Source organism: Paenibacillus pinihumi DSM 23905 = JCM 16419 (assembly GCF_000422505.1).
GTDB classification, from domain to species: Bacteria; Bacillota; Bacilli; order Paenibacillales; family Paenibacillaceae; genus Paenibacillus_D; species Paenibacillus_D pinihumi.
Window position 1 is genome coordinate 52,747 of record NZ_AULX01000012.1, and the last position, 17,767, is coordinate 70,513.

The following is a 17,767-nucleotide window of genomic DNA, read 5'->3' on the forward strand; positions in this document are numbered from 1 at the left end:
GGAGGCATCCCCATGAGAATGGTCGATCTGATCCAGAAGAAGCGGGACGGCCGCGAGCTGTCCACAGAGGAAATCAATTTCATTATCGGCGGATATACGAAGGATCAAATTCCCGATTACCAGGTCAGCGCTTTTGCCATGGCAGTATTCTTTCAGGACATGACGGAGCGGGAACGGGCAGATCTGACCATGGCGATGGTGCACTCCGGTGACACGATCGACCTGTCAGCGATTGAAGGCGTGAAGGTCGATAAGCATTCAACCGGGGGAGTCGGAGATACGACGACCCTGGTACTGGCGCCTCTTGTGGCTGCCCTGGATATCCCGGTAGCGAAGATGTCGGGCCGGGGGCTTGGGCATACAGGCGGCACGGTCGACAAGCTGGAGGCGATATCCGGCTTTCATGTCGAGATTGGGACTGAAGAGTTCGTGGAGCTTGTCAACAAGAACAAGATCGCCGTCGTCGGACAATCCGGCAATCTTACTCCTGCGGACAAGAAGCTGTACGCCTTGCGGGATGTAACTGCGACAGTGGAGTCGATCCCGCTTATCGCCAGCTCCATTATGAGCAAGAAGATTGCAGCCGGTTCCGATGCCATTGTGCTTGATGTGAAGACCGGCGCAGGCGCCTTCATGAAGACTGTAGAGGATGCAGAGGAGCTGGCAAGGGCGATGGTTGGCATCGGCAACCGTGTCGGACGCAAGACAATGGCGGTCATCTCCGATATGAGCCAGCCGCTCGGATATGCAATCGGCAATGCGCTTGAAGTGAAGGAAGCCATCGAGACGCTGCAGGGCAAGGGTCCGAAGGATCTGGAAGAACTGTGCCTGGCGCTTGGACGGCAGATGGTGTATCTTGCAGGCAAGGCCGCATCGCTGGAGGATGCCGAGGAGCTGCTTAAGGAAGCGATCCGCAGCGGTAAGGCGCTGGAGAAATTCAAGGTATTCGTAGCCAGCCAGGGTGGCGATCCCTCGATCGTTGATCATCCGGAGAAGCTGCCGCAGGCGGCCCATCAAATTGAAGTCAAGGCGCACACAGACGGCTTCGTAGCCGGCATTGTAGCCGATGAGATCGGGCGAGCCGCGATGCTGCTGGGGGCCGGAAGGGCAACCAAAGATTCGCAGATTGACCTGGCGGTCGGCATTATGCTGAACCGGAAGGTCGGGGATGCGGTGCAGGCAGGAGAGCCGCTGGCAACGATTCATGCGAATACAGAAGATGTTGCTGAGGTTGCCGAGCTGATCCGCGCCAATATTCATATTCGTGACCATGCAGAAGCACCGGTATTGGTATATGCGGAAATAACGGAATAGGAGTTTTACCGGGAAGGAGTATCCCTGTCTTTAAGGCGGGGGTGCTCCTTTTTTGTGCTTCAGGAAGTTGACTGGAGCTGCCCGGCGGCAAAGGGGATGGTTGTATAGGTTTGGTATAGGTCGGATTGCTATACTTCCTCTGAGAGAATAAAGTCAAAATCTGTCGGTTGTTGTCAGGCGGATTACTATGCTATTCATCGGAAAAAGGGGGCACACAGGCACATCAGGAAGAGAATCAGCCGAAGTTTTGGGAAATGAAGCAAGCCGATCGCAAATTTGCAAATGGTCAAGAAGGGAAGGGTTAGAAGTATGAGAGTACAATGCCAATCGGATTGGTTTAAGCGGCTGGCTCTGCTGTTGGTTGTAACTATGATGGCCTCCAGCTTGTCTGCGGCCTGGAGTCCTCGCTATGCGTCTGCTGCCGCCGGGCCGGAGTTGTCAGACCTGGGCAAGGTTATTTATGGCGGAGGGCATAATCCGGTCACGCTGGCCCCGGATGTGAAGGTTAACGGAGATGGCACATTCTCCGGCGGCTTCATTAAATTCAAGGTGGAAGACGCGAAGCCAAGCGAGAATTTGTCTGTTAAACGGGTACAGGACCCGGACAAGACAGCAGGTGCGATTTCAATCGTAGGGGACGCTGTGTATCTTGGCAATGGCACAGTTGCCAAGCAGGTGGGTTCGATCAACTCCGTAAATAACGGGCAGGGAGGCAAAGAGCTTCAGATAGATTTTGCCACTCCGCTGGTGAACGGGGATTTTGAGCGCGGCTCTGATTTCGGATGGACGATTACAAAGTCCAAAGTAACTCTGGGCGCTCTGGCGTCTAAAACCCAAGGGAAGCCGGTAACGGTTTCCGGCACTGGTCCTTATACCGTTTCCGGAAATGTTGTGAATAATGGAGCACCAAAACCATATTCTTTTTCTACCGACTTTAATTACAGTCCTTCGGTACCCGGCGGCAGGGCATCCTGGGGAAACGAGGGTGTGGAACGAAATTTGAATGGTGCAGGTAATTTCAACGCCACTGTGAATACCGAGAATGACAACAAGATTCTCAGACTGTGGTTCTCAGGCAACCTTGTGAGCGGTTCAAATGCGAACAATGCATACGGAACTGTATTTGGCCCTGATGCCGTAAGCACCCCGTTTGAAGCTTCAGCCGGGGAAAGCCTGGCTTTTGACTGGAAGGCTGAAAACGGCGGAGACGACTATGAAGTATACGGCTTTCTGTATAATGTGGATACCGAGCAATATACAGAGCTGATGTACGGGCGGGGATTTAAGCAAAATTGGACGACCTCCCGCGGGATCATCCCGGCTGACGGCAACTACCAGTTCAGATTTGTGGCGGGATCCTATGACAGAACAGGCGGTTATGCGCTAGGGGCTTCCTTGTACATTGACAATGTGCGTGTGCTTAGCAATTCGGTCACTAAACTGGTTGTACAGGATGTTGCCAAGCTCGTCAGCTACGAGAATACATCTGTAACTGAAGGCGGACAACGCAAAATTAGTGTTACCTTGCAGGATGCTGAACTGGATAAGGATACGGGCTTGATACTCGTTGATCTTGTAGCAACAGGTCCTTTGAGCAATAAGCTGAGTGAAATTATCAATGCCGGTCTGGATGAGAGTGAGTATACACCTTCCAGATGGGCCGAACTGCAAAAGGCTATAACAGATGCGCAAACGGTGCTGTCCAATCCCGATGCAACCCAGGAGCAGGTGAATGAAGCGCTTGGCAAGCTGAATACTGCCAAGGATACGCTGGTAGACAAGGCTGACCTGCAAGCGAAGCAGTCTGAAATTGCTGCAGAAGCCCTGAACGGGAACCACTATACACAGGGCAGCTGGACGGCGCTTGAGGCAGCGCAGGCAGCGGCGGCTCAAGCCCTGGCAGATGCGAATGTCTCGCAAAAAGAGGTTGATGCTATACTGGCCGAATTGACGGCTGCAAGGGCAGCGCTGGTAGTTAAGAAGGAACTGCAAGACCGGGTAACTGCCATTGGCAACGAGAACCTGGCAGAAGCGGACTACAAGCCGGAGAACTGGCAGAAGCTTCAGAACGCACTTGCCGAGGCTAATCATGTATTGAGCAATCGTGATGCTGCGCCATCCGATATTAATGCTGCGCTTGCCAAGCTGGATGCAGCCAGAGCCAGTCTGGTAGACAAGGCGGCCCTGCAAAGTCGTACGGATGATCTGCACAAGCTGAAGCCGAATCAGTATGATGCGGACAGATGGGAGTCTATGAAGTCTGCGCTGGATGCGGCAGATGCTGTTCTGGCTAATGACAAAGCTACCCAAACCGAGGCGGATGCAGCGCTGGACAGACTGAATGAGGTGAAAGCAGTTCTGGTAGACAAGACTGCACTGCAAGAACGTGTTGCTGAGCTGAAGCCGTTGAATCCGGATGATTACACACCGGAGAACTTCCAGCTTCTGCAGGATGCAATGGATGATGCGGAAGCGGTGCTGGACGATCCTGAGGCGACTCAGGTTGATGTGAAAGATGCCCTGAGCAAGCTGAATGCTGCCCGCCAAGGGCTGGTAGACAAGGACGGATTGAGCGGAGCCAAAAACCGCATTGAGGCTGAAAGCCTGAATCCGGAGCATTATACGCAGACAAGCTGGAATGCCTTGCAGCAGCAGCTTAATGATGCCCAGGCAGTACTGGACAACGATGATGCGACCCAAAGAGCAGTTGATGCTGCCAAAGCGAGCCTGAACGCGGCGAGAGACGCGCTGGTGAACAAGCATGCCTTGCAGCAGAAAACAGATGAGGTAAACGAATTGCAGGAAGCGGACTACTTGCCGGCCAATTGGACGGTGCTTCAGGAAGCATTGGCTGGTGCGGAGCAGGTGCTGAACAACCCTTCTGCATCTCAGCAGCAAATTGATGCTGCACTGGCACACTTGAAAGCCGCACGTGAAGCACTGGTTGACAGAGAGGCGCTTCAAGCGAAGGTAGATGAAGTTGAGACGCTGGAAGAGGCGGACTATGCTCCGGAGGCCTGGCAGACGCTTGAAGAAGCTCTGGCAGAAGCCCATGCTGTACTGAATGATCCGAATACGACTCAGGTTGCTGCCGATGCGGCACGGGAGAAACTGGATGCTGCCCGCCTTGCCCTGGTAGACAAGACGGAGCTGCAAGCCAAATACGATGAGATTATCGCTGAGAAGCTGACACGGGCCAGTTACTCGACTGACAGCTGGAGAGCGCTTGAAGCAGCATTGGCTGAGGCGAAAATCGTGCTGGACAAGGCCAACCCTGTCCCAGCCGAAGTGGCGGCTGCTCTCAGCAAATTGAAAGAAGCAAGAGAGGGCTTGAAGCCTGCGCCATATTACCCTTCAGGACCGTCTGTGCCAACCAACAGCAATTCGAATCCGAATAACAATGGCGGCAAACAGATCATTACAGTTGATGTAGTGACGGGGGCGGAGAATGAGGATGGCGCAGTCCAGGTTGATCTGGAGCGCACCAAGCATGAAGACGGCAGACTGACTGATCAGGTGACGCTGACATCTGAGAAAGTACAGGCCGCAGCTGACAAGGCGGCAGGCCAGCCAGAGAAGACTGTCCGCATTGTTCTGCCGGATGCCAAGGATGAGGTAAGCGAGGTTAAGGTCGATGTGCCTTCGTCTGTAATCAGCATTTTGAAAAACAGCCAGCTCGATTTGGAGATTGATTCGAGCAACGGTACAGTCAAGCTGCCAAGCAGTTCTTTGGAAGGTGTAGGCGATGCAATCTATTTCCGCCTGACCCCGGTCAAAGATGAGAAGCAGCGTGGCGATCTTGAGCAGCGCGTGGCGACTTCTGAGGAGGTTCAGCAGCTCGCAGGAACAGATAAAGTGAAGGTCGTATCCCGTCCTGTGAAGATGGAGTCGAACCTCACAGATCGTCCGGTTACCGTAACTTTGCCGCTTACAGGTGTCAAATTGCCAAGCGGTTCTGCAGAGCGTGCAGCGTTCCTCAAGGAACTGGCTGTATATATCGAGCATGAAAATGGCGGGAAATCCCTGGTTGAGCCTGAGATTGTAACGCTGGAGAATGGTGAGCAGGCGCTGAGATTTGCTACCGACAAGTTCGGCACGCTCTCCATTGTGCACCGCGAAGCTGATGATGCGGGCACACATAAGGCTTATATTCATGCTTACCCGGATGGGAAGTTCCGTCCGGACCAAAGCGTGACCCGTGCTGAAATGGCCGCTATGCTGGTCAGACTGAGCGGGTTTGAGGACAATGAGCTGAAAGGCAAAGCGTTCGCGGATGTATCTTCCGCACACTGGGCCAGCAAGCTGATCGTCCAGGCCAGCGATGCAGACCTGATGAAGGGCTATACGGATGGCAGCTTTAAGCCGGACGGCAGCATTACCCGCGCTGAGATGGCAGCTGTAATTTACAATCAGCTGAAGCTTGCCAAATCGGACGAAACAGTCGGCTTTGCAGATGTGTCTGATGCACATTGGGCTAGCGGCATGATTGCGGCAATTAAGGGGACAGGCCTGATGCCGGCTCTTGCAGACGGAACATTCAAGCCAGGCCAGGAGCTGACTCGTGCTGAAGCGGTGACGATTCTGAACCGTCTATTCAACCGCGGACCGCTGTATGGGATGCCAACGCCAAGCTGGCCGGATGCTAATGCCAGTCACCCGGCATACTTTGATATTGAAGAAGCTTCTACGGATCACGGCTATATGTCCCGTGAAGAAGGCGGAGAGCTGTGGACTGCCCATAAATAAGTAACCTTAATTTACCCCGCCATCTGGCGGGGATTTTTTTAATTTCATTTCTGCGGAATATAGGCAAGAAGGTTTTTCTTTTGAATGGAATCGATTAAAATATATAGCAGCTGCCTTTTTTTGGGCAGATGAGTCTAACCCGTTATTATAGACGCAAGCGAACAATTTATAGATTATAGATGGGAAAACTAGGCATCGTTTTTATTTAATGATAGACTACATATAGCAATTCCAGAATCGATTAATTCATGCTAAATCAGGAAGATTAGATAGCAAGGTAGGGATAATCGAATGAGAGCGATACTGGTCGATGACGAGAAATTGGCGTTAATGCAATTAAAAAGAACGCTGGAGAAGGTTGTGGAAAATGTCGAGGTTGCCGGCATGTATACCAACCCGCTTCAGGTCATTGACATGGTCAAAAAGCTGAAGCCGGACGTCGTCTTTCTGGATATTAATATGCCGGAAATTAATGGCCTGGAGATGGGCGAGCAGATTCAGGCCCAATTGCCGTCTGTTGAAATCGTCTTTGTAACAGGCTATGACCAATATGCAGTACAGGCATTCGAGCTATGCGCGCTGGACTATGTTTTGAAGCCGGTTCATCCGGAACGGCTTCACAAGACGATGGAGCGTCTGAGAACGCGCCTGAATACGCCGAAGACAGAGCAGGTTCACAATGTACAGCCAATTCTAACCTGCTTTCAGAGTATGCAGCTCCAGCTCCCCGGGCAGGAGCCTGCGACAATCAAATGGCGCACAACAAAAGCGCAGGAGTTGTTTGCCTATCTGCTTTACAACCGGGATAAGATGGTCAACCGTGATTTGCTGATTGAGCTGCTATGGCCGGATTGTGATACGGAGCGCGGAGCAACACAGCTGTATACAACGATTTATTTGATTCGTCGTATGCTCAAGACGATGGATCTAAATATTTCAATTACCAAAGGCCGGCTGGATGCAGGCTATAAGCTGGATATAGGCGATGTACGGATTGATACGGAGGAATGGGAGCAGCAGCTAAAGCTTCTGCCACCGCTTGGCAGGGATACAGCAGAGCAATATGAGCGGGTACTGGGCCTGTATAAGGGCGATTATTTCGGTGAGTACGGCTACTTGTGGGCTGAGCATGAGCGGGAGCGGCTGCGTCGTCTGTGGCTGCATCACATCCATCGTCTGACTGAATTTTATACCGGCCATCGGCTCTTTACTTCGGCAGTAAGGATGAACCTTATGGTGCAGCAGCTTTACCCGCTGGAAGAAGAGAGTTATTTTAATCTGATGAAATTGTATGCGGAAGCAGGTAACCGGCCGGCGGTAGAAGAACAGTATTGGCTGCTCAGCTCACGCCTCGAACTCGAAATGGAGCTCTCAATCAGTGATCCGATTGTCCAGTGGTATGAGAAATGGCAGCGGGGACCGGGTATTGCCCAACGTTAGGGACCGCCATGCTTATTTTTGCGACCGTATGTAGCATGTTTGAATCTTAATAAGAATAGCCCAAGACCGTACCATGCGTGAACCGAGCCTGGCATGATGCGGTCTTTGATTATTTCATCGTGCTATTCATTATGCTTGCGGGCATAGAAGACAGCAAATTCGAAATTTTTATATACACAATCCACATCCGTAAAGCCAGCCTGCTTCAACCAGTTCAACTGGGCCTCCGGCTTCGCATTAATATCAAGCTCTCTCCGCTTTATTGAAGCTTGTATAGAGGCTTCAGCCAATCCGCTGCCGTATACGGATTTCAGCCAGCGTTTGCGGTAATAGGCATCTGCCTGTGGCGTGTGGCCCGCGGCCTGGTCGGCATTAATAAATGAGCCTCCGTCCTGCAACAGGTGATGAATTCTGAAGAACAGCTGTTGTTTCAATGGATGTGTCAGGTGATGGATGGACAAGGACGAGATGACAAAATCATAGGGACCCTGGAAATCATATGCGGTATAATCCGCTACAATATATTCAATATTGGGGTTCTGATGGAAACGGGCTTGTGCAGCCTCCATCATTTTATCGCTCAGATCAACCAGTGTCAGATGGGCATCCGGGTACTTTTGCAGCACCATGGCAGAGAACAAGCCGGTTCCTGCACCCAAATCGAGAATACGGGGGGCCGGGTTATCACTCTCGACGAGCGACAAGGCCATACCATAAAAATCATCAAAGCAAGGGATCAACTGTCTCCGTTCAGGATCATAGTGACTGGCATTGGAATCAAATAACTGTTTGATATATAAATTCATCGCGTCATCCTCCTCAATCAGGTTGCTTTCATTGTAAAGAAGATAAGTATGAGAGTGAAATATATAAAAACCATTTACTTTATAGATAATACCTATAAGTGAAATGTGACAAACCGCTTCTTCCGGTTCGGGTTGTTCTGCTTCGCTTTTTTGCCATGCTTCTGCTAAATAGTTATACTAAAGCCATGGAAAGAAGGAAGCGATATACCGCAGGATTCAAGACAACTCAGGATCGTTTAAATTAAAGAATCAAAGGATGAAGACCTGGCATGTATAAAATTTTAGTTATTGAAGATTCTGAAACCATTCGACTGGAATTGGGAGAACTTTTATCCAGGTATGGCTATACGGTAGAGGCCCCATGCTCTTTTAACAATATTATTGAATACGTGAATTCGGGAAATCCGGATTTGATTCTTCTGGATATCAACCTGCCTTTTTTTGACGGGTACTACATTTGCAGAGAAATCCGAAAAAAATCACAAGTGCCCATTATCATTGTGACAAGCAGGGATAGTGAAGCTGACGAGCTGATGAGCATGAATCTGGGGGCTGATGATTTTATTACAAAGCCGTATAATACACAGATTCTATTGGCAAGAATATTTTCTGTGTTACGGAGGACATACGATCATGTAAAAGATGCAGATGTGATAACCTGTAGAGGTTTACAGCTAAATCTGGCTAACGGAAGCATCATGTTTGAGGAAAAGACATTGGAGCTTACAAAAAATGAGCTGAAAGTATTGGCTTATTTGATAAAAAATAAAGGGAATATTGTGACACGCGAAGAGCTGATGGAATATCTATGGTCCGCGGATTATTTTGCAGATGATAACAGCTTATCCGTCAATATCACAAGACTCAGGAAAAAGCTGAATGAAATAGGAATTGGAGAAATGATTGAAACAAGGCGGGGATTGGGGTATATACTCGAATGAGCAAAATGGGGTATTTAAAAGAAAAATTGTTGTTTCTCATTATAAATAGTATAGCAGCCTTTGCTCTGTCGTCATTCCTTTATTTTATGGGCGTACAGAGCTATTTTATTTTATATACCTTGTGTGTATGGTTTTTTCCTGTTTTATACTTATTGATTTATGACTATATAAGAAGAAGTCAATATTATAACCACTTGCTCGGCAGTTTATATGATTTAGACAAGAAATATTTATTAAGTGAAATCATAAATAAGCCGGATTTTGTTGACGGCAAGGTGCTTCACGAAATTATAACGGCTACAAACAGGGACATGCATGAACATATAAAAGAATACAGTAAGAAGGAAAGGGAATATAGAGAATATATTGAGGCCTGGGTACATGAAATTAAGACTCCGATTGCGTCAGGCAAGCTTATTATTGAAAATAATAAAAATGAAGTAACGAAAAAGATTGAAGAGGAATTCAATAAAGTTGAAGAGCATGTGGAACAGGTTTTATATTATGCACGAAGCTCGAATACCTCGGAAGATTACATTATAAAGAAATTTTGTTTAATGGATTCTGTTAAAAATGTGGTAAGGAAAAACTCAAAATCCTTTATCTACAGAAAAATCAAGTTAAACTTGGGTGATTTACATTATCATATTTATAATGATGCAAAATGGGTTGAATTTATCATCAATCAAGTCGTAGCCAATGCGATTAAATATGCTAAGGAAGAAGAGGCGCAAGTCAGTCTTTATGCTGAAAGAAATCAAGAGAATATTACCTTGATCATCGAAGATAATGGGGTAGGGATTTCAAAAACGGACCTGAATAAAATCTTTAACAAAGGTTTTACCGGAGAAAATGGCAGGATATTTGGAAAGTCTACAGGGATGGGGCTGTATATCTGCCATAAACTTGCTGAAAAATTAGGCCTGGGAATGAACGCCGTGTCCGATAAGGGAGCAGGAACTAAAATAAGTATCATTTTTCCTGTGGGGAATTTTTCAACTATGGATTAGGATGGATAAATGTTAGGTTAGAGTCTGGAGAGTATGCCACATGCTTTCCCTGGACTCTTTTTTTATTTGAACCTTTTTTCTATATAAGTTGAACGAATGAATGTCCTGCAGGGCCGACGTGTGATTCGATCGCTGGCTATCGACGTTTATTCTGTCCATCAACTTATATATCTTTCAAAATTGAAAGATTAAAGTCATGCACTTCAATATGACGTATTACCCTGCGAGCTTACAATAAGCCTGTGAAGTACATGAAAACAATCATAAATAAAATACTCACATATTACTAATATCGCAGGAGGAAAAAATGGAACCTATTTTAAAGGTTGAGAATGTAGAAAAGTATTACGGAAAGAAGGGAACGATATCTAAAGCTGTTGACAATATCAGTTTTGAGGTTGAAAAAGGTGACTTTATAGGAGTAATGGGTCCTTCAGGAAGCGGGAAAACAACGTTGCTTAATTGTATTTCCACTATAGATCATGTTTCAACCGGAAGTATTGTCATAAATGGCAAGGATATAACCAGAATGAAAGCTGACGCATTGGACGCCTTTAGAAGGGAGGAGCTTGGCTTTATATTTCAGGATTTTAATCTGCTGGATACCCTTACTGCTTACGAAAATATAGCCGTGGCTTTAACGATTCAAAAAAGAAAGCTTGCAGAGATAAAGACATTAGTAGAAACCGTAGCGAAAAAGCTGGAGATCACGGGAGTTTTGAATAAATTTCCTTATGAGATGTCCGGAGGACAAAAGCAGAGAGTAGCCGCGGCTAGAGCGATCATCACTGAACCATCGTTAATCTTGGCGGATGAACCCACTGGTGCTTTGGATTCAAAATCGGCAAGGATGCTCTTGGAATCCTTTGAAAAGTTAAATAAAGAAATGAGAGCGACTATTTTAATGGTGACACATGATGCCTTTACTGCGAGTTATGCCGAAAGAATCCTATTTATTAAGGATGGAAAGATTTTTAATGAGTTGTTAAGAGGAGAAAACTCAAGAAAAGATTTTTTCAATAGGATTATGGAAGTCGTAACCTTGCTTGGAGGCGACGTGAACCATGTATTATAGTTTGTCTCTAAGAAACGTTAAGAGGAGCTTCAGGGATTATGCCATCTATTTTCTGACACTGACTTTTGCAGTGTGTATTTTTTATTCCTTTAACTCATTGGAAGCACAAAAGGTCATGATGGATATAAGCCAGTCCAAAAAAGAAATTGTTGATTTAGTAACACAATTTATTGGTTTCATTTCTATTTTTGTAGCCATGATTCTGGGGTTTTTAATCATCTATGCCAACCATTTTTTAATTAAGAGAAGAAAAAAAGAGTTGGGCATTTACAGGACTCTGGGAATGGGCAAAAAAGGAATCTCCAGAATTTTATTTATAGAGACCTTTATCATAGGTACGATTTCTCTGGGTGCGGGCCTGTTGCTGGGATTGTTTTTTTCGCAGGGACTGTCCATATTAACAGCCAAAATGTTTGCAATCGACAGGATGGAATATCAATTTATCTTTTCAGAAAGTGCATTGTTAAAGACGGTTGGCTGCTTTGGTATCATTTTTTTATTTGTCATGTTATTCAACTATGTTTCCATATCTAAATATAAATTAATCGATTTGCTCTATGCTTCACGGAAAAATGAAAGTATAAAAATGACGAATAAAGTACTCTCTACCATACTTTTTTTCTTATCCATTCTTGTGTTGATAACAGCATATATCATGATTTTGAAAAATGGCTTGCATGAAATCAGTGGCTATTTCTATATTTCCATGCTGCTTGGGGTTGCCGGAACGTTTCTGTTCTTTAAATCCTTATCCGGGTTTGCAATGCAGGTCGTGCAGTCGAGCGGTAAAGTCTATTTTAAAAATCTTAATCTGTTTATAGCAAGGCAAATAAACAGCAAGGTAAATACAAACTTTTTGACCATGGCTTTAATAAGTCTGATGTTATTTTTAACTATCGGGATATTATCATCAGGACTAGCTATAAACAAGGGGATATCCAAGGGGCTGGAATTTAAGACACCTTACGATGCCACGATACGGTATTTGGGTGAATCGGGTAATATGATCGAGCAACTTGAGAATAGTGGTATCAAAGTAAAAGATTTTGCAGCCGGATATGTCGAGCATAAACAATACAATACGGGTGTTCCTTATGACCAGCTGCTGGACCCCAAGGATATTTCAAATTTAAAACAAAAGACAACGTACAATATGAAATTCGGATTAAGAAACCTTAAGGCAATCAGGCTGACGGATTACAACAAGCTCATGGCGCTCCAGGGAAAAGATGCAATTGTTTTGGGAGCCAATGAATATGTGCTGACTTTTAATAATGATGATATGGCCACCGCATACAACAACTTTATAAAAAACAAACGTATCATAAAGCTGGGGAGCAAGGAGTTCACACCCAAATACAATAATGGCATCCATGTAAACACAGAAATAAATTATGAGCTCAGGGATTACGGAACGATTGTTCTTCAGGATGAAGTTGTCGAAAGCTTGGAACCAATACCAAGTTCCAGCTACTTGTCTATTCAGTACAAGCATAACGATAAAGAAGAGGCTGCTGCTAAAGTAAATGGTTTATTAGAGAAGGGGCCCAAAGATCAAACCGGGTATGCTTTATTCCACCAAATTAGCAAATCGGATGTGTATGCCTCCGGGCAGGGACAGGCAATTACGTTCTCCTTTTTGGGAATATACTTGGGCCTTGTATTCCTGATCGCCAGTGCTGCGATTTTGGCGCTTCAGCAATTATCAGAAAGTGCGGATAGTGTAGAAAGGTATAAGGTTTTGAGAAAAATAGGGACAGAGGAGAAGATGATCAACAAATCGATCTTTATCCAAATCGGGATCTACTTTTTTACGCCGTTAAGTTTGGCTGTCCTGCATTCAATAGTGGGATTGAAGCTGGCAAAGGATGTTGTTGACCGGTTCGGAACCGTTAGCATGGCAAGCAATATCTTTTTTGCCGCGATATTTATATGCATCATCTACGGTGGTTATTTTCTGGCCACGTATATTGGAGCTAAAAGCATGATAAAGAGTAAATAAGCGAGGAGAATCGCCGCTAGGGGACACTAAAATGATAAAATTCAACGCATTTCAAATCAAAATCATTGCGCTTATCGTGATGCTGATGGATCATCTGTATTTTTCTTTTCCGGAGATATTTCCTGTATGGTTTCATCCGTTATCACGCTTTGTGGCACCGCTGTTTGCGTATTTGATGGTTGAAGGATTATTCCATACCAGAAGCAGGCTCAAATACAATCTTAGATTATTTGGTTTTGCGGTCTTTATGCAGGTCGGAAATTTGGTTATCAACGGTGCATTTGCCTCAGCGCAGGTTCAAATATTTAATAATATATTTATGACATTGGCAGTAGGGCTTTTAATCGTTAACCTATTTGAACTGAGCAAGAAAAGGGCGGGCAGGAGCAAGATCGGATTAATAGCGGGCGCTTTGTTGCTTGTTCCTCTGGGGATGCTTTTAACAGAAGGCGGGATAGTAGTCATCCCCTTTATATTAATCACCTACTTTTTCAGAAAAAGCATGAAAAAGAAAATGATCGGCTATGCATTGCTATCCGCCGGATTATTTATGATGTCCGTTATGTCTTTCGAAACCGTATCAGAGGCTATGCAGATGCTAATGGTTAACTCGGATTTCTTGTTCATCACAGTCGTTCCATTCATCCTTTTGTACAATGGAGAAAGAGGCTTAAGCAACAATTTTTCCAAGTATGTATTCTACGTATTCTATCCTTTGCATCTATGGATTTTAAAAACAGTGGAATTCATAGTCAAGCAGGGATGACTTAGATATAACAGGACCTATTCACATAGCCGCATCATATTAAGCCTCCCTGGCTCCATATACTTTACAAGTGGCGGACACAGGGAGGTTTACGATGATGCCGGATATTGAGATTAGCTTTACTCCATTTATTGATTTCACCCTCAAGCGGGGGCTGTCCAAGATTACAAAGGTCAAGGAAATCAAAAGGCAGGATGAATATGACGGTACTTATGATTTTTGGCGGGAATTGAGGGAAGCGATCTGCCGGATGCATCGGTCAGGCCTTGGGATGGAGACGCTGGATGCTGTGGCGGAGCAGGTGGAAGATAAAAAGCGGCTTCATTACAAGGAGGCTGTTCAGCAGTACAAACGGTTTTGCAGAGGGAAGGAGCCGGAGTGGTTTGAGCCCGGCAAGGCCAGCTGGCGGTTCGGAAGACTGGTCGTTCAGGCATCTCCGGACCTTGGTCTCCGGTTGAATGGACAGCCCCATCTGATCAAGCTGTACTTCAAGGAAGCTGCGCAAAAGCTGCAAAAAAGAAGTGCCGCGGCAGCACTGGCTTTATTGGCAGCATCCCATCAATCTGCTTCTCTTGATGGAACGGTGCTGGGCATACTGAATCTGAAAAAGTCAAACTTCTACCCGTTATCAGAAGGTGAGCTGGAGACAGCCATGCTGCTATTGGAGGGAGAAGCCGCCTATTTTCAGCATGTGTGGGAGCGGTTGGATGAACAGGGGAATAAGGGGCCATAGAAGAACTTCCCTTGTGCCGGGCAGCCATGACTGTCCTTTATGCCGTCCGGTACAAGGGAATCAGTTAATATTCGGGATGATTATAAGTGCTTATTAATATAGATTCAATTAATAGTGTTTAGAAGCTTGAATATATGGTTAAATCAGCCTGTCCAGGCCCGTCGTTTGAACTTACCTTTACTGTATGCCCCAGATTTGTATTACCCGTCGGGAACGAAATTAATCTGCCTTTTAGAGTGAAGTTGTTATAAATAGTGTTCCCCTCAGGAGTCGTCACACTAAGATTAATGGATGAGATAGCTCTTAAATCATTAACATAAATGTTGATCTTGTTGTGCGGAACAGGGAAATAAGAACCTACAGTGGCCCCCTGGTTGCCATTTATATTTTTAGGAACATACACATTATATAAAGTTGTATTTACAGATCTTGCCGTTATTTGATCACCTGAAGTAGCGTTAGCAAGTCTTTCTGCCACTTGTTCCTGTGTTAAAAAGGTTACGGACTCCACGCCATTTTCGTCGTAAGATACTAATTCCCCGGTAGCAATTGTAAGAACCTCGACAAGTTTGCCTGCTGGCTCACTTTGTACAGCCTCGTTACCCGCGGCATAAGCGGAAGTCGTCAACATCATAGCCAATACGAGCATTACAGAAAAGATTTTTTTGAATTTCATTAAAAATTCCTCCTCGTAATTTGATTTCTAATCTCTTTGGAACGTCGATGAAAAAATCCGGCATCTTGAGATTTGTACTGCGGTATGCCATTCATAACAAACCTATAAGAATACTGAGTTTTACTTCATGCTCCTGCTGGAAAACGCACCTCCCCAATCATGATAGGGAACCGGCCAACTTTCTATAGCAAGTATTTTGCAGGTTTACAGCTTCTAGTTGCGGTCTTGCCTAGTAAGATAAGTCAGTCTGTTCAGATGACTGTAAGAAAGTAAGTTCATCTATTCCCTTAACGATCTATCCCTCCAAAACTTGACGCTTGAAATGGAAAAATTTTAAAAATAATTATTCGGCTTGTTTATCTGCCGCTTTTTCTGCTCCCGAAATTAAGCAAACCAGACAAAAAAGAACCGCTGCGGATTGGTGCGCAGCGGTTTCCTATAACAAGCAGAGCGAGTTTACTGCTCTTTTCGGGCAATCTCTGCCCGCGCATGATCCATATAGGCCCGCTTCTCGCCTTTTTTAATGAGCTTCCAATCCTCCTCAATATTTTCTCTCATTCTCCGCAAAAGCAGGAGAGCCGTCTCGATCTCAGCCGGAGAGAATCCTTCGAGCGCGACATTCATGGAGTGCCGTTCCTCCATCTGGAGAAAGGCATACAGCTTCTCACCCCGTTCGCTTGGATAGAGGTTGAGAATTTTTTTGTTTTCGGGGTGGTCGGATTTATAAATCATGCCTTGCTGCTCCAGCTTTTGAATCGCTCTGGCTGCGGTGGTCCGGTCAACCTTGATCATCTCCGCCAGCTTTTCCTGAATGATGCCGGGGTTCTCACAAATGCGGACCAGATAGAGGTATTGTCCCTTGGAGAGGCTGTATTCCTTGAACTCCACATTGCTGATCGTGTCCAGGCAGCGGGCGATCATGCCGATTTCTCGAAGAATTCCTTGCACACATGTTTCTCCTTTCCTGTTTGAATGGAAGTGGTTCAATTGCTCTCTGAAAAATGTTGTATTTACAACAATAATAATATGAACTATACTCAAGTTAACAAGCGAAATTATCAAAAATTTATTAATGACTCTATCATAACGTTTAGGGAAGGAAAGGGAAATACAAAATGAACGCGATACGCATTACAACAGAGCAGGAATTTGCAGCTGCCTCCCGCATCCGGAAGGTTGTTTTTTGTGAGGAGCAAGGAGTACCGGAAGAAAATGAATTTGATGAATATGATGTCGATCCGTCGACAGACCATATTTTGGTTTATTATGAGGGACAGCCTGCTGCTGTCGGCCGTTTGCGTGTTGTCGGCGATGCAGGCAAGCTGGAGCGGATTTGTGTCCTCGCTTCGCACCGCAAATACGGACTGGGCAAAGCTGTCGTAGAGAAGCTGGAGAGTCTGGCCAAAGAGAAGGGCCTGAAAAAAGGCAAGCTCAACGCTCAGGTTCAAGCAGAAAATTTTTATAAGCGTCTGGGCTATGCTGTTGCCTCCGAAGTGTTTATGGAGGAGAACATTCCTCATGTTACGATGACCAAAGAATGGGCATGAGGCCGGATATGCGCCAGCTCCTGCTTTATATTGCAGGACTGCTTATCCTGACTCTCGGGGTTGCGCTAACCGTCCAATCCCATATGGGTACAGGTCCCTTCGACGCGGTGCTCGTCGGTCTGACCAGAACGTTTGGGCTGACAATCGGCAGCTGGGAGATTATTCTGGGACTGATTATGGTTGTCTCCAATGCGCTGATGTCCGGGAAACGTCCGGAGTACCTGGGTGTACTGACCGCTTTGGTTACAGGGCTCGGGATTGATATGTGGCTATTTATAGTCGCCGATTGGCTTCAGCCTCAATGGTTTATTTCCCAACTGGGGGTATTTTCAGCAGGATTGCTGTTGTCCGGGCTGGGTACGGCAATTTACTTATGCGCCCATTTTGCACCCATGCCTTTTGACCGGTTAATGCTGATTATCCGCCAGAAATCCGGCTGGAGCGTTGCCAGAGCAAGGGCAGTAATTCAGATCGTCTGTATTATACTGGCCTTCTTCCTGGGGGGAGCAATCGGGCTTGGAACCGTGCTTGCCGCTTGTCTCAGCGGTCTCATTATCGGTTACTTCATGAAAGTATTGAAGCATGACCGTCCAGCTGTAGTGGCCGAGCAGGGCACGCAGAGTGTAGAGATGTAAGATATGGCTTTTGCTGCAATCAAAAAGTCCGCCTAACCAGTTTGTTAGGTGGACTTTTTGCCGGTTGCTTATATAT

Annotated in this window: 14 protein-coding genes; 11 read left to right on the top strand and 3 right to left on the bottom strand. The window is 46.0% G+C overall.

Annotated elements, in window-relative coordinates; translation table 11 throughout:
- Nucleotides 1–12 precede the first annotated feature (12 nt).
- The 3 genes from H583_RS0102780 (at nt 13) to H583_RS0102790 (ending at nt 7,500) form a co-directional block, all read left to right on the top strand.
- Nucleotides 13–1,314 carry a pyrimidine-nucleoside phosphorylase gene (locus tag H583_RS0102780; RefSeq protein ID WP_028559132.1) on the top strand — a complete coding sequence of 434 codons (1,302 nt, stop codon included), beginning with the start codon at nt 13–15 and terminating at the stop codon, nt 1,312–1,314.
- A gap of 309 nt (nt 1,315–1,623) precedes the next feature.
- Complete coding sequence (locus H583_RS35075) at nt 1,624–6,060, top strand: S-layer homology domain-containing protein (protein WP_051235894.1); 4,437 nt, start codon at nt 1,624–1,626, stop codon at nt 6,058–6,060.
- Nucleotides 6,061–6,351: 291 nt separating this feature from the next.
- Complete coding sequence (locus tag H583_RS0102790; RefSeq protein ID WP_028559133.1) at nt 6,352–7,500, top strand: response regulator; 1,149 nt, start codon at nt 6,352–6,354, stop codon at nt 7,498–7,500.
- 122 nt (nt 7,501–7,622) lie between these two features.
- On the opposite strand, the gene H583_RS0102795 is transcribed toward H583_RS0102790, so the two are convergent.
- Nucleotides 7,623–8,306 (bottom strand): class I SAM-dependent methyltransferase, encoded by a 684-nt coding sequence (locus H583_RS0102795; RefSeq protein ID WP_028559134.1) that lies wholly within the window; start codon nt 8,304–8,306, stop codon nt 7,623–7,625.
- Nucleotides 8,307–8,575: 269 nt separating this feature from the next.
- On the opposite strand from H583_RS0102795, the gene H583_RS0102800 reads away from it, so the two are divergent.
- From H583_RS0102800 to H583_RS0102825, 6 genes are all read left to right on the top strand, one after another.
- The gene (locus H583_RS0102800) at nt 8,576–9,247 is read left to right on the top strand and encodes a response regulator transcription factor (RefSeq protein ID WP_028559135.1); all 672 of its coding nucleotides are present in this window, start codon (nt 8,576–8,578) and stop codon (nt 9,245–9,247) included.
- Nucleotides 9,244–10,257, top strand: coding sequence for a sensor histidine kinase (locus tag H583_RS0102805; protein WP_028559136.1), 1,014 nt, complete (start codon nt 9,244–9,246; stop codon nt 10,255–10,257). The genes H583_RS0102800 and H583_RS0102805 overlap by 4 nt, the downstream gene beginning before the upstream one ends.
- A gap of 307 nt (nt 10,258–10,564) precedes the next feature.
- Complete coding sequence (locus H583_RS0102810; protein ID WP_028559137.1) at nt 10,565–11,332, top strand: ABC transporter ATP-binding protein; 768 nt, start codon at nt 10,565–10,567, stop codon at nt 11,330–11,332.
- Nucleotides 11,322–13,334, top strand: coding sequence for an FtsX-like permease family protein (locus H583_RS0102815; protein WP_028559138.1), 2,013 nt, complete (start codon nt 11,322–11,324; stop codon nt 13,332–13,334). The genes H583_RS0102810 and H583_RS0102815 overlap by 11 nt, the downstream gene beginning before the upstream one ends.
- A gap of 31 nt (nt 13,335–13,365) precedes the next feature.
- Nucleotides 13,366–14,100 (top strand): TraX family protein, encoded by a 735-nt coding sequence (locus tag H583_RS0102820; protein WP_028559139.1) that lies wholly within the window; start codon nt 13,366–13,368, stop codon nt 14,098–14,100.
- Nucleotides 14,101–14,194: 94 nt separating this feature from the next.
- The gene (locus H583_RS0102825) at nt 14,195–14,833 is read left to right on the top strand and encodes a hypothetical protein (RefSeq protein ID WP_028559140.1); all 639 of its coding nucleotides are present in this window, start codon (nt 14,195–14,197) and stop codon (nt 14,831–14,833) included.
- Nucleotides 14,834–14,951: 118 nt separating this feature from the next.
- On the opposite strand, the gene H583_RS0102830 is transcribed toward H583_RS0102825, so the two are convergent.
- Complete coding sequence (locus H583_RS0102830; RefSeq protein WP_028559141.1) at nt 14,952–15,509, bottom strand: hypothetical protein; 558 nt, start codon at nt 15,507–15,509, stop codon at nt 14,952–14,954.
- 456 nt (nt 15,510–15,965) lie between these two features.
- Nucleotides 15,966–16,457: a MarR family winged helix-turn-helix transcriptional regulator gene (locus H583_RS31690; protein WP_051235896.1), complete on the bottom strand. Its 492-nt coding sequence runs from the start codon at nt 16,455–16,457 to the stop codon at nt 15,966–15,968.
- A 167-nt stretch (nt 16,458–16,624) separates the two neighbouring features.
- Between H583_RS31690 and H583_RS0102840 the strand changes: the two genes are divergently transcribed.
- Together H583_RS0102840 and H583_RS31695 are read left to right on the top strand one after the other, a co-directional pair.
- Complete coding sequence (locus tag H583_RS0102840) at nt 16,625–17,056, top strand: GNAT family N-acetyltransferase (RefSeq protein WP_028559142.1); 432 nt, start codon at nt 16,625–16,627, stop codon at nt 17,054–17,056.
- Nucleotides 17,047–17,691, top strand: a complete 645-nt coding sequence (locus H583_RS31695; protein WP_051235898.1) for a YczE/YyaS/YitT family protein — start codon at nt 17,047–17,049, stop codon at nt 17,689–17,691. Before H583_RS0102840 ends, H583_RS31695 begins: the two co-directional genes overlap by 10 nt.
- The last annotated feature ends 76 nt before the right edge of the window (nt 17,692–17,767 follow it).